Origin of the sequence: Ornithinibacillus jepli, assembly GCF_047228935.1 — a bacterium.
Lineage (GTDB): Bacteria > Bacillota > Bacilli > Bacillales > Amphibacillaceae > Ornithinibacillus.
In genome coordinates this window covers 14293-31692 of the sequence record NZ_JBFEGG010000003.1, presented here as the reverse complement: position 1 = coordinate 31692, position 17400 = coordinate 14293, and the positions used below count along the sequence as shown (strand labels likewise).

The 17400-nt window shown below is 37.4% G+C and carries 16 protein-coding genes; 3 read left to right on the top strand and 13 right to left on the bottom strand.

What is annotated here, in order from left to right; genetic code table 11:
- Nucleotides 1-26: 26 nt before the first annotated feature.
- Nucleotides 27-611: a hypothetical protein gene (locus AB1K81_RS12015; protein ID WP_412976892.1), complete on the bottom strand. Its 585-nt coding sequence runs from the start codon at nucleotides 609-611 to the stop codon at nucleotides 27-29.
- Between the two features lie 205 nt (nucleotides 612-816).
- Here AB1K81_RS12015 and AB1K81_RS12010 point away from each other — a divergent pair, with 205 nt between their 5' ends.
- On the top strand, nucleotides 817-951 hold the full coding sequence (locus AB1K81_RS12010; protein WP_412976891.1) for a hypothetical protein: 135 nt from the start codon (nucleotides 817-819) through the stop codon (nucleotides 949-951).
- Between the two features lie 159 nt (nucleotides 952-1110).
- Here AB1K81_RS12010 and AB1K81_RS12005 read toward each other — a convergent pair whose 3' ends face one another.
- Together AB1K81_RS12005 and AB1K81_RS12000 are read right to left on the bottom strand one after the other, a co-directional pair.
- The gene (locus AB1K81_RS12005) at nucleotides 1111-2124 is read right to left on the bottom strand and encodes a DUF1646 family protein (RefSeq protein WP_412976890.1); all 1014 of its coding nucleotides are present in this window, start codon (nucleotides 2122-2124) and stop codon (nucleotides 1111-1113) included.
- Nucleotides 2125-2297: 173 nt separating this feature from the next.
- Nucleotides 2298-2831, bottom strand: coding sequence for an HD domain-containing protein (locus AB1K81_RS12000; RefSeq protein ID WP_412976889.1), 534 nt, complete (start codon nucleotides 2829-2831; stop codon nucleotides 2298-2300).
- 215 nt (nucleotides 2832-3046) lie between these two features.
- Between AB1K81_RS12000 and AB1K81_RS11995 the strand changes: the two genes are divergently transcribed.
- Nucleotides 3047-4432: a class II fumarate hydratase gene (locus tag AB1K81_RS11995; RefSeq protein WP_412976888.1), complete on the top strand. Its 1386-nt coding sequence runs from the start codon at nucleotides 3047-3049 to the stop codon at nucleotides 4430-4432.
- 99 nt (nucleotides 4433-4531) lie between these two features.
- Here the strand turns inward: AB1K81_RS11995 and AB1K81_RS11990 are convergent, their stop codons facing one another.
- From AB1K81_RS11990 to AB1K81_RS11960, 7 genes are all read right to left on the bottom strand, one after another.
- Complete coding sequence (locus tag AB1K81_RS11990) at nucleotides 4532-5512, bottom strand: Gfo/Idh/MocA family protein (protein ID WP_412976887.1); 981 nt, start codon at nucleotides 5510-5512, stop codon at nucleotides 4532-4534.
- An 88-nt stretch (nucleotides 5513-5600) separates the two neighbouring features.
- Nucleotides 5601-7592 carry a BglG family transcription antiterminator gene (locus AB1K81_RS11985; protein WP_412976886.1) on the bottom strand — a complete coding sequence of 664 codons (1992 nt, stop codon included), beginning with the start codon at nucleotides 7590-7592 and terminating at the stop codon, nucleotides 5601-5603.
- 77 nt (nucleotides 7593-7669) lie between these two features.
- Entirely contained in the window at nucleotides 7670-8989 is a 1320-nt protein-coding gene (locus AB1K81_RS11980) for a 6-phospho-beta-glucosidase (RefSeq protein ID WP_412976885.1), read from the bottom strand.
- 137 nt (nucleotides 8990-9126) lie between these two features.
- Nucleotides 9127-10515, bottom strand: a complete 1389-nt coding sequence (locus AB1K81_RS11975; RefSeq protein ID WP_412976884.1) for a glycoside hydrolase family 1 protein — start codon at nucleotides 10513-10515, stop codon at nucleotides 9127-9129.
- A gap of 16 nt (nucleotides 10516-10531) precedes the next feature.
- A complete protein-coding gene (locus tag AB1K81_RS11970) occupies nucleotides 10532-10837 on the bottom strand; it encodes a PTS sugar transporter subunit IIA (RefSeq protein WP_412976883.1) in 306 nt (101 codons plus the stop codon).
- A gap of 74 nt (nucleotides 10838-10911) precedes the next feature.
- Nucleotides 10912-12192, bottom strand: coding sequence for a PTS cellobiose transporter subunit IIC (gene celB / locus AB1K81_RS11965; RefSeq protein WP_412976882.1), 1281 nt, complete (start codon nucleotides 12190-12192; stop codon nucleotides 10912-10914).
- A 22-nt stretch (nucleotides 12193-12214) separates the two neighbouring features.
- The gene (locus AB1K81_RS11960; RefSeq protein WP_412976881.1) at nucleotides 12215-12523 is read right to left on the bottom strand and encodes a PTS sugar transporter subunit IIB; all 309 of its coding nucleotides are present in this window, start codon (nucleotides 12521-12523) and stop codon (nucleotides 12215-12217) included.
- A 267-nt stretch (nucleotides 12524-12790) separates the two neighbouring features.
- Between AB1K81_RS11960 and AB1K81_RS11955 the strand changes: the two genes are divergently transcribed.
- Nucleotides 12791-13639 (top strand): ROK family protein, encoded by an 849-nt coding sequence (locus tag AB1K81_RS11955; RefSeq protein ID WP_412976880.1) that lies wholly within the window; start codon nucleotides 12791-12793, stop codon nucleotides 13637-13639.
- 44 nt (nucleotides 13640-13683) lie between these two features.
- Here AB1K81_RS11955 and manA read toward each other — a convergent pair whose 3' ends face one another.
- From manA to AB1K81_RS11940, 3 genes are all read right to left on the bottom strand, one after another.
- Complete coding sequence (gene manA, locus AB1K81_RS11950; protein WP_412976879.1) at nucleotides 13684-14640, bottom strand: mannose-6-phosphate isomerase, class I; 957 nt, start codon at nucleotides 14638-14640, stop codon at nucleotides 13684-13686.
- A 113-nt stretch (nucleotides 14641-14753) separates the two neighbouring features.
- A complete protein-coding gene (locus tag AB1K81_RS11945) occupies nucleotides 14754-15179 on the bottom strand; it encodes a hypothetical protein (protein ID WP_412976878.1) in 426 nt (141 codons plus the stop codon).
- A gap of 125 nt (nucleotides 15180-15304) precedes the next feature.
- The gene (locus AB1K81_RS11940; protein WP_412976877.1) at nucleotides 15305-17284 is read right to left on the bottom strand and encodes an acetate--CoA ligase; all 1980 of its coding nucleotides are present in this window, start codon (nucleotides 17282-17284) and stop codon (nucleotides 15305-15307) included.
- Between the last annotated feature and the right edge of the window lie 116 nt (nucleotides 17285-17400).

The window sequence follows — 17400 nt, the reverse complement described above, 5'->3', positions numbered from 1 at the left end:
GGGGACAGGTTCCTTGTCCCACCCTTTCATACTACTTCCTCACCTTTGGCGTCAATCCGCTCATGAACAATTTCTGTTAACTTCTCCTTCATATCCCTAGATATAACAATACAACTTATATTGGTTAAACGTTTTTTAATAATCATCTCATACCCATTATCATTAACTTCCTTAGAATGACCATAGTATCTGTGATTGATATCTATCCGTTTAAATTGAATGGATTTCACTTTTTTCCAAGGAATAAATCTACTACCCGCCATAAGACCATCTTCTAAAATAGCAAACATATTGAAGAGATCATGAGAATGGGAAAACGGCAACAGAATAAATAAGAAAATAATCCAATTATTAAATCCTTGGACAAATAAACCAGCCAATAATATCCCTACCATGAACAACAACAAAAATGTGTAAAAGATAATACCTATCTTCTGTGCCTTGTAAGTTGCTGGTTCTATTTTCTTATCTGGAAATTTCCTTACTGCCAAGGCTTCCATTTCATTAGTAGGGAATATAACGTTTTCTTTCATTTTGAATAACACTCGAATAAATTGATATGAATGATATATGAGTACAGAGACAAACAGGATTCCTATAACGATTTTCATATAAACTCCACCTTTGTCTTTTTTTATAAGTAAATTATAACCTAGTTTATTAGTCGGTTCATATTCAAAGGAAGAACGATTTGCAAAATATGAACTTATTTTCACAAAAAAATCAGAAAAAACAACATAAAATTGTTAATTTGTGGAAGAATACCTCCTGAATAAAAAAGCGGCAAGTTTGCTTATGAAGGGAGGTAACGAAAGAGTGTCGAAAAGTAAGAAGAATCAATCCCAGTCAGCAGTAACGAATAACACAGGTGATACGGAATTTGGGGTAGAATTCTCCCAAAGTAAGAAAGCCAGAAAACGAGCGGCTAGAGAGCAAAAGAAAAATAAATAGTCGATCAACTAGAAAGGGATCATCATATCACCTATAACTACGTGGTATGATGATCCCTGACTAACGAACCCTATTCTTTTCTAAGACTCTTTCACATTTCCCGGGAAATATCGACATATTCCAAAAACATTGTCGACCAAGGGAACTTCACGAAAAATTCTACCCTATAAACACTAGATACCCAAACCCTAAACTCATGATAACAAGCCCGATTGGAACACCATATCGAACCCATTCTCTGCTAGTAATTTCTAACTTACTTGCTGCGATGATATTTGGAATATTACCCGGAATCAGCATTCCCCCGCTAATAATTAAACTAAGCAAGATAAATCGAATTGTCTCAACCTTCATGGATGGGCTAATTTCCGCTGCGGCAAGGGTCGCATTATCTAGCACCGCAGACACCATATTACTCCAATACAAAATAGTCGTATTTAAATCTAGCAAATAACGATCTACCAGATTGCTATAGCTGGAACCAAGTAAGGTTAACGCCATTACAAATAAATAAATCTTTAATGTCCGAGTAATAATCTCTGTATAACTTTCAGCCTGCCCATTTCCCTCTATCCTATCTGTTCGCCTTGGCTTTAGGAAAAACACAGCAAAAATCCCAATTCCAAGCACTCCAACTATGGCTTCTAATCCAATAAGGTGAAATAGAAAGAAGAAGTCCTCATTTAGCTTGCTAGTCGTAATCGTTGCTAAAGGCTCCCCGACAGGCGTTAGGACAGATCCAAATGCAATAGAAAAACAGGATAAAATAACAGTTCGAATTTGAGTATCTCGATCAATTCTTACCATACTAATGATAAAAACCAATACAATCGCAGCGACAATTGCCGTAATGACACTAGATAATAATCCTAAAATTACAATCATCAAGGTGAGGAAAACATTCATGTCCAAACGTCGGGTAACATATGATACTCCTCGCTGAATTAGTTTCCTTAACCATTTAAATAATATACTTGCGATGAGTACGACTAACGTTATTTTAATTGGATTTTGAACTGCTTTCATCCATAAAGTAGAATCTAGCACCCCACTACTTATCGCAGCGATAAACCCCATTACAAATAAAAACACCTCTAGATTGCGTTCAATGGGTTTGACGAAAAAGGGTAAGAATAAAACGAGTAGTAAAATAATTAGTAGAGTCCAAGTCAATGTGAAAATCTCCTTTTCTGTGGAAAATACTTGTCTACCTATACATATTTGATTTTCACATTGAATATTCACTTAAAAGAAAGGTTTCATCGGAAATGAATAACTGAAGAAATAGTCTCTGGAGGAAGGGGGGAAATTTAGTCATACTATGTAATAAGTACATATCCACACCCTTACTGGGACGAGGAACCTGTCCCCTTGTCCCACTCGTTGATTTGTTGGTCTAGTTGTTGGATGAGTAATTGTTCTTTTGGTTGATCGATGTTTCGGTAATGGTGTAAATTTCCCGGTTGTTTGTCTTTTTCGTCAGCTAAGTGGACGACTTTTTGTAACGGGGTAAATTGAAACTCTCCTTGTGGAAGTGCGGAGTCGGTATGAAATAAAATTGCATGTGCGATTTCTTTAGCAGCTTGCTTATCTTCGCCTAACCGTACTAATAATTTATGAGCACGCTCTGCCCCCTTGATTGGATGGATATCATAATCACGATAGAGCTGATAATCCCACTCCCCGTCACTATACCATTCATAATGTCCGATATCATGTAGGAAACCTGCTTTGGCTGCCCAATCTGGATTTACCTTATATTCTTTAGCAATATGAAACGCATGATAAGCGACGGAAATCGCATGTGCCATTCCGGAACGTCTAACATATTTTTGCGTAATTGGATGATTGTAAATGTCAGTTAAAGTTACTGATCTCAAGTCCAATTCCTCCCTTCAAACGGTAAATTATCAGTATACTAACATTATTATGTAGATAAATCAATGAAAAATTACATCAAAATCGCTCAGGAGACAGGTCCCTTGTCCTTATAGATCCCAGCAAACTCTGGACTTTCACCACCCCAAATTTTCCGTTTAATCCAATCTCCTTCGGAAACACTAACCACAAACGAATTTTTACAAGGAGCGAAAACATGACTTTTTCTGATAACTATCGTACGGAAAAAGATACGTTAGGAAATATCCAAGTGCCAAAAGATGCTTATTACGGGGCACAAACGCAACGTGCAGTTGAAAACTTCCAAATTAGTGGCAAACGTCTCCCTCGTTCCTTCATTCGAGCACAAGGAATCATTAAAGCTTCTGCTGCGAAAGTTAATATGGACCTTGAAATCCTACCTTCTTCTATTGGTAAGGCTATTATTCAAGCTGCAGAGGAAGTAATCGAAGGGAAATGGGATGATCAATTTGTAATTGATGTGTATCAAGCTGGAGCTGGCACTTCTCAAAATATGAATGCTAATGAAGTCATTGCCAACCGAGCAACTGAATTATGGACCGCTAAGCAAAATCATAAACGAATTCACCCGAATGACCATGTAAACAATCATCAATCAACAAACGATACCTTTCATTCTGCCATGCAAATCGCTGCAATAGAAACGATAGTTCATAAGCTATTACCATCATTAAAAGAACTACATTCCGAGCTGGATAGAAAAGCAACTGAATTTATGCCTATAGTCAAATCAGGTAGAACACACTTACACGATGCCGTCCCCATGCGTTTAGGCCAAGAGTTCGAGGGATATTCGTCAACCATCCATTCGATGATTCAACAAGTAGAACAATCAGCAGATAAATTATATGAAATCGGTCTTGGTGGAACTGCAATCGGTACTAAAGTAAATACCCATCCGGATTATGCTAAAAGGGTACTAGAAGAAGTTAAAAAACGTACCCACCTTCCTTTTAGAAGTCCCGAAAACATCTTTGAATTTATGCAAAATACAGGTGCACCAATCCGGGTTATGACGACTTTAAAGGAATTATCGATTCATTTGATAAAAATAACGAGTGATTTAAGATTACTCGCTTCTGGTCCACGAACAGGACTTGCCGAGATTACCTTACCATCAGTCCAACCAGGCTCCACCATCATGCCTGGAAAAGTAAACCCAGCAATTCTTGAGATGACACACATGGTTTGTTGCCAAGTAATTGGATTTGAAGCAGCCATAGCACATGCTGGAACAGCTAGCCAACTTGAAATAAACGTCATGATGCCGATGATTGCATATACATTATTAGAATCACTGGACATTATGTATAATGCAATATCAACTCTAACAATCAAATGTATCAGTGGAATTCAAGGTAATGAGGAAATTTGTAAAAAATGGATGGAATCCAGCCTCGCCCTAGTCACAGCCCTAAGTCCAATAATGGGTTATGACCAAGCCTCCCAAATAGGGAAAGAAGCAGATGATCAGAATGTAACGATAAGAGAGATATTACAGCAAAAAGGGCTTTTAACACCAGAGATAGAAAAGGTCCTAAATCCCAAAGCACTGATTTAAAGGCGGGACAGGTTCATTGTCCCACCAAAATGCCCAACCGCGTGACCGCTCTATCCAGTATACTCAAAGGTGGGACGAGGAACCTGTCCCTCTGTCCCACTACTCAACGCCAAATATAATGCCATTTTCGTTTCTCACTTTTTCAGTAATTCGTAATACTTCTTGGCTAATTGTTTGGATTGTTTGATATTTTTCTTGATCATCAGATTGAATGATTTGAACAAACTGGTCAATCTCATAGTACATATCATGGTGTGATTGATTTTCAAAGATTACTTTTTCCTCCAATGTGTGAATATCTTTTAATTTCACCTCAGAAAAAGAACCTATATCATTTATGATAATAGTACCGTCTTCCCCTTGAATTTCTGATAAATTATAAGTTGTAGTGATTTTCGAACATAGTATCGTACAAATAAATTCTGGATAGCGTAATACTAGAGTACCACCGCCGTCAACTCCTGTATCGATAATTACTGGAGAATATGATACTTGATCAGGTCTTCCGAATAAGGCAATTGCTGCAGATAAAGGATAAACTCCTAAATCAACTAAAGCCCCACCAGAAAATTTTCTCGAAAAAATATTCGGTTCTTCCCCATTTCGCACCTTGTTATAGCGAGAAGAATATTTGGAATAACTCCATATAGCACTTCTCAGCTTTCCGACTTTTTCTACGTTTTCTTTTAAAGACTGAAATCCTGGCATATATAAATTTCGCATTGCCTCAAATAAAAAAACGTCATTTTCTTTGGCAACTTCATATGCTGCATGTAATTCTTTCAAGTTGGAAAATATTGGCTTCTCACAAATGACATGCTTTTTATGTTCAAGAAACAGTTTTACTTGTTCAAAATGTAAAGAATTAGGAGATGCGATATAGACACAATCAAGTTTATCCGACTTTGCCATTTCCTCTAAGTCCGTATAATAATATGCTGCACCATTTTGTTTAGCAAAATCCTTTGCCTTTTCTTCCTCTCGCGAATAGACCCCTACTAATGTTAGACTCCCCTGTTCCCGTGCAGCCTCGATAAAGTTATTCGTAATTATACTCGTTCCAACTGTTCCATATTTCATTACTAGTCCCTCCTTCTTTACTTAAAAAGAAGACCCATCACCAACTTATTGGAAGTAGGCCTTTATAACTTTCCACGTAACTAAAGCTCTATAGCTCAAATAAAACCTTCATAAAATCTTGATATGTCCTTACTTTAATGAGTTTTTCCACAATCGCATGATTATCTATAATTCCGCCTAACATTTCATACATAGACTGCAAATCTTCCTGACTATTTCGTTTAACACACAATAAGCAAATGAATTGCGCAGGTTTATCTTTCCACATAATAGGTTTTTCCAATGTACATACTGCCAAAAAAGTTTTATCTGTTTTCGGCGTGATTGGATGTGGAATTGCTACTAAATTCCCAAATGAAGTTGGTGCTACCTTTTCCCTCTCATAAACAGCATCTAAAAAAGTTGCCTCTACTAAACCTTGCTCCTGCAGTTTAGCATGGAAAAAGTTTAGTACTTCTTCTAAAGATTGAAGTTTCTCCCCAAGAAATAATAAATCCTGATGAAAGTAGTCAAATACTGACTTATTTTTCTTCATAACAAATTTTTCAATTAGATTAATATCCTGTTCCCCTACTATTGCATTTACTTCTAGAACAGGGACAGATATGTTATCTGGAATCGGTATGGAGCTCACAATAAAGTCAATATCATTTAAATTATATTCATGTAGCCTATAATACTCAGTAGTTCCAATTACATCTAAATCCTTACCAAAGAAATTTTTTAGCTTATAATAGATTAACTGTGCTGTTCCTAGCCCAGATGCACAAACAATCAGACACCGCATTGGCCCTGACTTCAATTTCCTCCGCTCCATCGCCGCTCCTATATGAAGCGCGATATAGCCAACCTCATTCTCATCTATCTCTGTTCCTGTTTCATTTCCAATCGTAATTCCAGCAATAACCGCTGCTTCAAATGCCAGTGGATAATTCTTTTTAATATCCTCAAGCATCGGATTACGTATATTCATACCATACTTATACCTGTTAACAGCTGGCTTTAAATGAAGACTAAACCCAAAAATCAATTCCTTATCATTGCTGATTCCAAGATTAAACTCTTGCTCAATTTTATCTAACGCTTTTGTTACGAGGTGAAGAATATTCTCATCCATCACATCTTCTACAACATCATTTGCTTGAGAAAGCATTTTTGTTCCGAGCAAGTGTAGTGCTATATATGCAACTTCTTCCTGAGGAAATTCAACCTGAAACGTTTCCTCTATTTCAGTTACAATTTTCTGAGCGACACTATATTCCCTCTGGTTTAAAATATCCTGTAAATCCTTATTGTATATATTCACATGATTACCACTCTTAATCCGCTTATAAGCTATCGTTATATGGACAAGTAAATTATTTAACGCGATATCAGATAACGTAATTTGATGAGAATTTATTTGGTTCTTAATAATTTCCAAAAAAGCATCCAGCTCATTCTGTTCAAAAGAGGCAAGATGTGGATCCATCAATTGTTCTCCCATCCCCTCATTTCGGTCAAATACATATTCAGACATACAAAAGCGCAGCTTCATTTCATCACCTTTAACCTTCAGTCCATAATTCGGCCGTACATCAAGGCTTAGATCATAAGAAGCTAAAATATTTTTTACGTGTTTCAAATCATTTTGAATCGTAGACTTACTTATATACATTTCATCCGCCATATCATCTAACTTCATATAATTTTCATTAAGCAAAAGACGAATGATCAGATATTTAATTCTTTCTTCTGGTGTTTTTGGAACAAAGTTGTTCAACTGAAGCTCATGTGTTGATACTTCTTTTAAATAATTACGGAAAAGCTTTTCATCGATTACTTCTAGCTGATAGCCTCTTCCCTTCAGCGAATCAATCTTAGCACCATTCTCTTCTAGCATCATTGATAGATTTTTTATATCTTCTCTTGTCGTACGGGTGGTTACTTGGTTTAATCTAGCAAGGAAAGTACCTGTAATAGGCTCTTCTGCTGTCATTAATTCTCGTAGTATCGTTTTCATCCTATTATCTAACATCACTTCTGACTTCACCTTACTTTCGGTGTGAGTATGACTAATCAAGGTATCCTGTAAGAACATTTTTCCCCTTATTTCTTATAATACCAACAATAGGCTCTGATTCAAAAGTAGAACCAGAACCTTCATAAAATATTCTATTATATAACCGTCTTTTCGAAAAATTGAGGCAAATAATCCTTATGAGCTTCAAGCATTTCGTCTACTATCTGCTTTGCTATGGTATCTGAAGGGACTAATGGATTAATGGTCATCGCAAGTATAGCTTGATGATAATCTCCTGAAACAGCTGCCTCTACTGCTACTCGTTCAAAAGATTTAATTTGTTGTACTAACCCTCTAACAGCAACTGGAAGGTCTCCTACACTAATAGGTTTTGGACCGTCTTTTGTAATAACACAGCTAACCTCCACTGCGGAATCAGCAGGAATACTAGCAATAGCCCCATTGTTCCGAACATTGACAGGTTGAATATCACGTTTATCATTATAGATGGAATTAATCAAGCTACATGCAGCATCACTATAATATGCACCACCACGCTCCTCTAATTGAGGTGGTTTAATATCAAGTTCTGGATTTTTATACAGTTCAAATAACTCTTTCTCCAAGGCTTGTACGACTTGAGCACGTGTGCCTTTTTCTGTCAGTTCTTTTTGTTCTTCCTCTAACATTTTACTAGTTTGATAATAATAACGATGATATGGACAAGGTAAGATTCTAAGAGCCTTAATAAAGTCCTTTTCCCAGCCTAAATCAACAATATTTTTCATTGTTAATTCCGCACCAGCTGATAAAATATCTAACACTTTATCTGTTACAGCTTCACCGTCTAAATAAACATTAAGCCCGTAAACCATATGATTTAATCCAGCAAAATCGATATGGACTCGTGAAGCTTCTACCCCGAGCATTTCCGCAACACCCATGCGCATACCAATTGGCACATTACATAATCCTACCGTTTTAATTTTACTATGACGTAGAACTGCTTCTGTTACCATACCAGCAGGATTGGAAAAGTTAATTAACCAGGCATTTGGGCAAAGCTCTTCCATGTCTTTGCATATATCTAATATAACTGGAATTGTTCGAAGACCTTTAAACAATCCCCCTGGACCATTTGTCTCTTGTCCGATAACACCGTATTTTAATGGAATTAACTCATCCTTAGCACGTGCTTCCAAAAGTCCAACACGAATTTGTGTCGTAACAAAATCCGCCCCACGTAATGCTTCTCTTCTATTATAAGAAAGCTTTATTTCCATTGGAACGCGGGCTTTTTTCACCATTCGCTTTGCCAGTGCTCCAACCGTTTCTAGCTTCTCTTTACCCTCGGGAATGTCTACTAACCACAATTCACGAATAGGTAGCTCATCATATCGTTTAATAAATCCTTCAATTAACTCTGGCGTGTAGCTTGAACCCCCACCAATTGTTACAATTTTAATACCTGCCATTAAGTCCAGCTCCTTTTTTTAAAAGTTAGCTATCCAGTTACATTAATAGCCCAAATACACTTCGACTCAACTTTCATTCTCTGTGTATTCGGGCAGTATCGTACATTCTATTTATTCTTCTTCGCTAGTTAGAGAGATTAAAACCCATTATTCTTCGATACTTCTTTGATCCAATGTGCACTCTTCTTCGGTGTTCGTTTCTTCGTCTCAACGTCCACGGAGAAGAATCCATAACGATTCTTATAAGCGTTCATCCAAGACCAGTTATCCATGAATGTCCATAGATGATAACCTTTTGCATTACAACCTTCTTCGATTGCTTTATGCAACCATTTTAAGTGTTCTTGGATAAATTCGATTCGGTAGTCGTCTTGAATTTGACCGTCTTGTAAGAAACGCTCTTCATCTTGAACACCCATACCATTTTCCGAGATAAAGGATTCGATATTACCATAGTTTTCTTTTAAATTAATCATAATATCATAGATACCTTTTTCGTAAATTTCCCATCCACGGTAAGGATTCATTTTTCGACCTGGCATCTCATAGTTATCAAAGAACCAATCCGGCATGAATGGCCCATAAGGATTTGGTAAATGTTCTTTTGCCTTAACACGACGTGGTTGATAATAATTCACCCCAAGAATATCAGCAGTGTTTACTTTCAGTAGTTCCTGATCACCATTTTCTGATACAGGTAATTGACCATGCTCACGTAGAATTTCAACTAATTCTTCCGGATATTCCCCTAATACTGCTGGGTCTAGGAAGCTACGGTTGAAAAATAAATCCGCTATACGTGATGCTTTTAAGTCTGCAGGATTTTGACTACGTGGGTAAGAAGGCGTTAGGTTTAAAATGATACCTATTTTTCCATCTCTAATTGAAAAAGTACGGAATGCTTCAACAGCTTTCGCATGAGCAATCATTGTATGATATGCAACTTGTACCGCACGTCTTCCATCCACTATATTCGGATAATGAAAATCATATAAATAACCGCCTTCAACAGGAACAATTGGTTCATTAAACGTGAACCATTTCGAAACACGGTCTCCAAATAATCGGAAAGCTTCCTTGGCATATGCTTCATACGCATCGACTACCGCTCTACTCTCCCAGCCGCCTTCTTCTTGTAATTCAAACGGCATATCAAAGTGATAAAGGTTAACAAAAGGCTCAATTCCGTTAGCAAGTAATTCATCGATCACATTATTATAAAATGTTACAGCCTCTTGGTTCACTTCTCCACGTCCACCTGGGATTAAACGAGACCAAGAGATAGATAGACGGAAAGTATTATGACCAATTTCCTTCATTAATTGGATATCCTCTTTATAACGATGGTAAAAGTCAGAAGTGGACTCAGGTCCTACCCCTTCAAAAAAACGATTCGGTTCAATTTCATACCAATGATCCCAAATATTTTTCCCTTTTCCACCTTTATTTGCTGCACCCTCAATTTGCGTTGCAGATGTGGCGCTACCCCACCAAAATCCTTTTGGAAACTTATACTGTAATGACATTCGATGTACCTCCTAATTATTTGATGCGATAAATTTCTACTATTTCTGTTGCTAAATCACGGACAGTCATGGCATTCATTAAATGATCTTGAGAATGAATTAAAATAACATTCACCTGGGTACTTTCTCCATTAGCCTCTGCTTGGATTAGTTTCGTTTGATAGCCATGTGCTTTACTCAGTTCTTCGCCTGCTTCCACTAGTTTGCGGTCGGCCTCTTCAAAATTACCCTCTTTTGCCTCTTGAATTGCTTCCATTGCATTAGAACGTCCATTTCCTGCATATAAAATAATTTGAAATGCGATTTCTGTTATATTGTCCATTTATTTCACCTCTCTAAGTTGCTACTCCATCGATAAATAGGTTGGCCCCAAGTTCGGGGCCATTACATGAATTACTAGTTACCTTTTTTCTCTGTTTCATAATAGTTCTTATCCAAAATTTTAAGGAATGGCCACCAAATAATCATGACAACCAATAAGTTAAATGCTTGAAGAGCCGCCCCTTGCCATGCATTACCTGTTGCTAAAAATCCACTAAGGAGTGGTGGAGTCGTCCAAGGTACAATAATACCCGCAGGTTTTGGAACAATTCCCGTTGACATCGCAAAGTAGGTAATGAACGTTACCACTACAGGAGCTATTATCCACGGAATAAGCACTAACGGATTCATAATAATCGGTAACCCAAAGATCATTGGCTCGTTTACGTTAAATACTCCAGCTGGAGCACCTAATTTACCTAATTCTTTAAGCTGTCTGCTTCGACCTATCATAAATATTAGAATAATAACTGCTAACGTCATACCAGATCCACCCATACCTACTAAGAATGTATCGATAAACTGTTTTGTAACAACGTTAGGTAGTTCTAGACCTGCTTGGAATGCTTGTAAATTTTCGTCATTTAATGTGTACCAAATTGGGTCAAACACTGAGTTCACGATAATTTGACCATGTAGACCAAAGAACCAGAAAACTTGAATTAATAGAACTGCAATAATCGTTGCTGGTAAGCCACTACCTAATGCAGTTAATGGTTGTTGAATAATGGTATAAATAAAGTTCTGTACAGTTTCAAATGGTGTATAGCTAAAAATAATACGAATAATTAAGAAAAATGATAATGTCAATGTAATTGGAATTAATGCACTAAACGATTTCGATACAGCATCTGGAACGCCTGGTGGCATTTTGATTGTCCAATTTTTTTGTGTAAAGAAACGGTAAAGCTCAGCGGAAACAAACGCTGTGAAAATTCCTAAGAACATCCCTTGCGCACCTAAGCTTGCAGTTGGGATAACACCTGACACGCCTTCTAAAACTTGTGGTGTTAAGATTAAGAATGAAGCAATAGCAACTGCTCCTCCATAAATCGCTTCTAAACCATATTGCTGGGTTAGTTTATATCCGATTCCAATAATAACGAACATCCCCATAATACTTAGAGTTGCTGCAGATGCAGGTCCTAATGCACTTTGATAGGATGCAAATGCCTCTTCTCCAATTAGCTTATCTAAGAATGGTAGATTTGCTAAAACTACGAAAATAGAACCGAAAATAATTAATGGTAATGACACCATGAATCCATCACGTAATGCTGTCAAATATCTGTTATTATTTAATTTATCCGCAATCGGTAACAGAATATTTTCAAGAAATTCCATAAACTTATTCATCTGTATTTCCCCCTCTTATTGGTTATTCACCAATTAACTCTAATGCCTTATTTAATACTGCTTCTCCATCCACTCGGCCATAAGCCACTGGATCAATAACATCTAACGGAATCCCTACTTGCTCTGCTACTACAGCAAATTTCTTTTTCATAAATCTCATTTGTGGACCGATTAATAAAACATCTGCTTTTTCCATTTCAGTTGGTGCTTTGTCTTGTGCAACAGCCCAGATAGTCACGTCAATCCCTTTCGCATCTGCTGCTTCCTTCATTTTGGAAACTAAAAGACTTGTTGACATACCTGCTGAACATGCTAGTAATATATTTTTCATATATAAATCCTCCTAAGATAGTGTTGTAAAATATTGATTTATGATTCTATATTTAGATTAATACTAAAGCGCTTTCAGCTACACACATTAAATTTCCCCTATGTAGAGGAAATGATTAAAACGTTTTCATTTCTTTTTAAAAAACTAGACTTCCCACCTAGTTATTACACCTTAATTTAATTAGGAACTTTAGTCTATTCTTTCTCAATACGTGCTATCATGTTATTTTATAGTGGAAAAGATATACGTATTTAGGAGATGAACATTATGTTTATAGGTGGAATTGAAGCTGGTGGAACTAAATTTGTTTGTGCTGTAGGTGATGAATCCGGAAATATTATTGATAAAACGACTTTCTCTACTGAAGACCCTGATATAACATTGAACAAGACAAAGCTATTTTTCAACCAATACAGCATCAAGGCACTTGGTGTTGGTAGTTTCGGTCCTGTTGGCTTAAACAAAGAAGAGAAAACATATGGATACATATTAAACACACCAAAATTGAAATGGAAGCAGTTTGATCTTTTAAGGCGCTTAAAACAAGATTATGATGTACCAATTACATTAGATACGGATGTTAATGCTGCAGCTCTTGGGGAATATAAATTTGGTGTAGCAAAAGGTTCAAAAAGTGCACTTTATATAACTGTCGGTACAGGGATTGGAGCAGGATTTGTGAAAGATGGGCAAACCTATATAGGCCAAACCCATCCCGAAATGGGACATATTTTTATCCAACAAAGAAAAGATGATGACTTTGATGGAATATGTCCATACCACGGTAATTGTTTAGAAGGTCTTGCCTCCGGACCAGCAATCGAAAAGCGGTATGGTAAAAAAGGATATGCTTTAGGAACGGATCATAAAGCTTGGGAGTTAGAAGCAGATTATTTAGCACAAGCAATCATCAATTACCTTCTCATTCTTGCACCAGAGAAAATAATTATCGGTGGTGGGGTGATGAAACAGGAGCAGCTTTATCCGCTTATCCGTAGTAAAGTACTTGCGCTTTCAAACGGCTATATTGGGTTAGAACATATCGAGGAATTGATTGTTGCACCTGAGCTAAATGATGAACAAGGGATTAAAGGTGCTATTGCGCTCACTTTATAATGATATTTGAAAAAGCTGTTGCAAGTTTGGCAACAGCTTTTTTATTACGTATGCGAAACAATGAATTCTGCTTTTCCAACTAATTCATATTCCTTAACACCATGAGGTAATATGAAGTGAGTTCCTTTTACAATTGGGAATGCTTTCCCATTTACTATAATTTCAGCACTTCCTTCTATTACACTTACTTGTAAAAAGTCATTTTCTAATGATTGAACTACCTTACCATTTAAATTCCAATGATAAACCGTAAAATAATTTTCCTTTACTAGCTTCTTGCTCGTTAGCCCCTCGACTGTAACTACTTGTTGTTCAGTCTCAGTGGGTTGATGCGGTACAGTAGTCACTTCTTTCGCCCGATCAAGGTGTAACTCACGTTTATTACCAGCTCCATCTGTACGATCATAATCATATACACGATAAGTAATATCTGAGCTTTGCTGGGTTTCTAATATCACAATGCCTTTACCGATCGCATGTATCGTACCACTTGGGACATAGACAAAATCTCCCGCACTTACCTTCTCACGTTTCAGCAAGTTGTCCCATTCCCCATTATCCATCATCTTTTCTAATTCCTCACGTGAACTAGCATGATGTCCTAAAATTAATTCAGCACCTTCTTCAGCAGATAAAACATACCAACATTCCGTTTTTCCATATGGTACACCTTCCACTTTTTGGGCATATGTATCATTAGGATGTACTTGTACGGACAATTCATCATCCGCATCCAATATTTTCACAAGCAACGGATAATCCTCCACATTTTCAAGGTCTTTATTAAATAATTCACCATGTTCCTTCCAAGCATCTGCTAATGTTTTCCCTTGTAATGGTCCATTTTGAATTTCACTAGGACCATTCGGATGTGCCGAAACAACCCAAGCTTCCCCCGTTTTTTCAAATGGAATATCATAATTAAATTCTGTCTTAAGCTTCTGTCCACCCCAGATTCTCTCCTGAAATACAGGCTGTAAAAAAATCGGTTCGTTATACATAATTTCCCTCCACCACAAAATACTGTATGTATGATAGTAACACAAAATGGGAAAGGTGGACAGGTCGATTATCGCTTCAACGACATGGGACAAAAAAGAGACTTCCTCCCACATCAATGTTCATTCTGGGACGAGGAACCTGATCCTTTGTCCCGTAAAACGTCTGTGATTATTTCGATATGAAGGGCTGCCCACGCCTTTTCTCTAAAATGAGAAATGGTACTTAAGGTTAAGAGGATTAAATATATGGTGATAAAGATTACCCAAAGCTTACTTCCATCATGAAACAAAAAATCTTGGACTTTACCAGAAAATAAAAATAGAAGCCAAGGAATGGATGTTACATAGATAGGAATAATCCCTAATCCATTCTGCTCCTTAATCATTCGGTAATATACTAATTTCAATGTTTCATAATTAAGTGATTCATAAAAAACCTTAATCTCTAAAGCTTCCTTTAGCTTTTTGTTGGTGTCTACACTGTGTTGCTTTTGTAATTCAAGATATAATTTATGGCCATCTCCTCGAGAAAAAGGCATGTTCTTTTCCTCCTATTGCATTTTAAAAAATACATGATTGGTAGACAGTATTGGCAATGAGTTGGAAAAATAGACCTGTTTTTGGGACAAGGGAACTTTCCCCTGTCCCACCCTCAAAAGTAGAGCTATTTTCGTGACAAGGAACCTGTCCCCTTGTCCCATATTTTTTCTTGAATTTGTGTTACTGTATCGGGGTCTTCTAGTCCTGTTATATCCCCAGTTACCGTACCTCTCACGACAATTTCCTTTAGTAATCTACGCATGATTTTTCCACTTACTGTTTTAGGGAGTGTTTTCGATACAATGATTTCTTTCGGTCTTGCGATAGATCCGATTTGTTCCACAATACTAGCCTCAATATTTTTTAACAGGTAACCTGATTCATCATATCCATCCGCTAGACGTACAAAAACAACTGGCACCTCGCCCTTAATCGTATCCGGTACCCCAATAACCGCGACCTCGGAAACACCTTCCACCTCTAAAACTGCACTTTCCATTTCCATCGTACTTAACCGGTGACCAGCAACATTGAATGCATCGTCCGAACGACCAACGACCCATATATAGCCATCTTTATCGATTAAAGCTAAGTCAGAAGCAAAATAACATCCTTCAACTTGGCTGAAATAAGCATTATAGTAACGTTCTGGCTCTTTCCATAACGTTCGGCATAGCATTGGGAATGGTTTTCTAATAACGAGATTACCTAATGTATTAGGTCCAACGGGATTTCCTTCATTATCTACAACCGCAACATCGGCACCTAAAAATTGTATTCCTGCTGACCCTGGCTTCATCGGTGTTAACCATGCTGCACCAGCAATTGGACAACCAGCTGTTTCGGTTTGTCCCCACGTATTATTTACCGCGATATTCTTTTTCCCAAGCGTTTCATAAGTCCAGCGCCAGGTTTCCGCATCAAATGGTTCACCAACTAACGAAATTACATCAAGGTCACTTAGGTCATATTGCTTCAACACTTCATTACCTAAACTTTTTAACATACGTAACGCGGTTGGTGCTGTAAAGAGCTTATTAACACGATATTTTTCCATGATTTGATAAAAGCGATTCTTTGTTGGGTAATCTGGGGCACCTTCATATACAACGGTTGTAACCCCGTTCGCCAAAGAGCCTACAATTCCCCAAATATGCATCGTAAGCCAACCAATATCAGCTGAACACCAAAACACATCGTCATCCTTATGGTCCATATGGTATTTGGCATAAATGTAGTTTTGGACGACAAAAGCCATACCTGAGTGTACAACCCCTTTTGGCTTACCAGTTGTCCCACTTGTATAAAACACAATGCCAGGCTCATTTGCCTCGATTCGCTCCGGCTCGCAATCTTTACTCATTCTTGCTCGTAAATCTTCCCACCAGTAATCACGACCTGCCTGCATATTGACTTCAGTACCAAACCGATTAACCACAATAACCGCTTCAACGGAAGAAATTTCTGGTACGACGTTATCTACCTTTTCCTTTAAATAAATTTTATTCCCACGGCGCTGGGTTGCATCTGCTGTTACCATAACTTTCGGTTCAAAGGCGGTTAGCCTGTCCTTAAGTGATTTCTCCGAATATCCTGAGAAAATGGCATTGTATACCGCACCAATTCGAAAACATGCCAAAACTGCAATAAATGCCTCTGCCAAGTTCGGTAAATAAATCGCGACACCATCCCCTTTTTTCACTCCTAATGAGCGTAATGCATTAGCAAAACGATTTACTTCCGCTAGTAACATATTATAGGTGAAAAACTTGGTGTCGCCGTTTTCACCTTCCCATATTAGTGCTGTTCGGTTTCCCGCTCCCTTTGCAATGTGCCGATCAAGTAAGTTAACGCTAGGGTTGCTAATTCCTCCCTCAAAGAATCGGAAGTCAGGCAAATTCCCGGTCATCGTCTTCTTCCATGGCTCAAACCATTCAAGCTCACTAGCAACACTATCCCAAAAGCTTGCAGGGTCTTCTTGAGATTTTTTTAATAGTTTCTGAAAGGCATTTGTAGATCCAATTGATGTCTTACGAGCTTTTTCTTCGTTTGGGTAGACTAGTTTACTATTTTCGACTACTTGCAAGATTCCACTAACATCCATTTTATTGCCTCCTCATATTTCAATTTATTTCTCTAGGAGCATTATAACAAATATTCTGAAATATAGTATGAAACTTTAGTATGAATTATTATTATCTGATACTAGAATTATTTCAT

Excerpts from the sequence above, each read along its gene's own strand:
- AB1K81_RS12015 (WP_412976892.1), bottom strand. The coding sequence starts at position 611 with ATGAAAATCGTTATAGGAATCCTGTTTGTCTCTGTACTCATATATCAT.
- AB1K81_RS11995 (WP_412976888.1), top strand. The coding sequence starts at position 3,047 with ATGACTTTTTCTGATAACTATCGTACGGAAAAAGATACGTTAGGAAAT.
- AB1K81_RS11990 (WP_412976887.1), bottom strand. The coding sequence starts at position 5,512 with ATGAAATATGGAACAGTTGGAACGAGTATAATTACGAATAACTTTATC.
- AB1K81_RS11985 (WP_412976886.1), bottom strand. The coding sequence starts at position 7,592 with ATGTTCTTACAGGATACCTTGATTAGTCATACTCACACCGAAAGTAAG.
- AB1K81_RS11980 (WP_412976885.1), bottom strand. The coding sequence starts at position 8,989 with ATGGCAGGTATTAAAATTGTAACAATTGGTGGGGGTTCAAGCTACACG.
- AB1K81_RS11975 (WP_412976884.1), bottom strand. The coding sequence starts at position 10,515 with ATGTCATTACAGTATAAGTTTCCAAAAGGATTTTGGTGGGGTAGCGCC.
- AB1K81_RS11970 (WP_412976883.1), bottom strand. The coding sequence starts at position 10,837 with ATGGACAATATAACAGAAATCGCATTTCAAATTATTTTATATGCAGGA.
- celB (WP_412976882.1), bottom strand. The coding sequence starts at position 12,192 with ATGAATAAGTTTATGGAATTTCTTGAAAATATTCTGTTACCGATTGCG.
- AB1K81_RS11960 (WP_412976881.1), bottom strand. The coding sequence starts at position 12,523 with ATGAAAAATATATTACTAGCATGTTCAGCAGGTATGTCAACAAGTCTT.
- AB1K81_RS11955 (WP_412976880.1), top strand. The coding sequence starts at position 12,791 with ATGTTTATAGGTGGAATTGAAGCTGGTGGAACTAAATTTGTTTGTGCT.
- manA (WP_412976879.1), bottom strand. The coding sequence starts at position 14,640 with ATGTATAACGAACCGATTTTTTTACAGCCTGTATTTCAGGAGAGAATC.
- AB1K81_RS11945 (WP_412976878.1), bottom strand. The coding sequence starts at position 15,179 with ATGCCTTTTTCTCGAGGAGATGGCCATAAATTATATCTTGAATTACAA.
- AB1K81_RS11940 (WP_412976877.1), bottom strand. The coding sequence starts at position 17,284 with ATGGATGTTAGTGGAATCTTGCAAGTAGTCGAAAATAGTAAACTAGTC.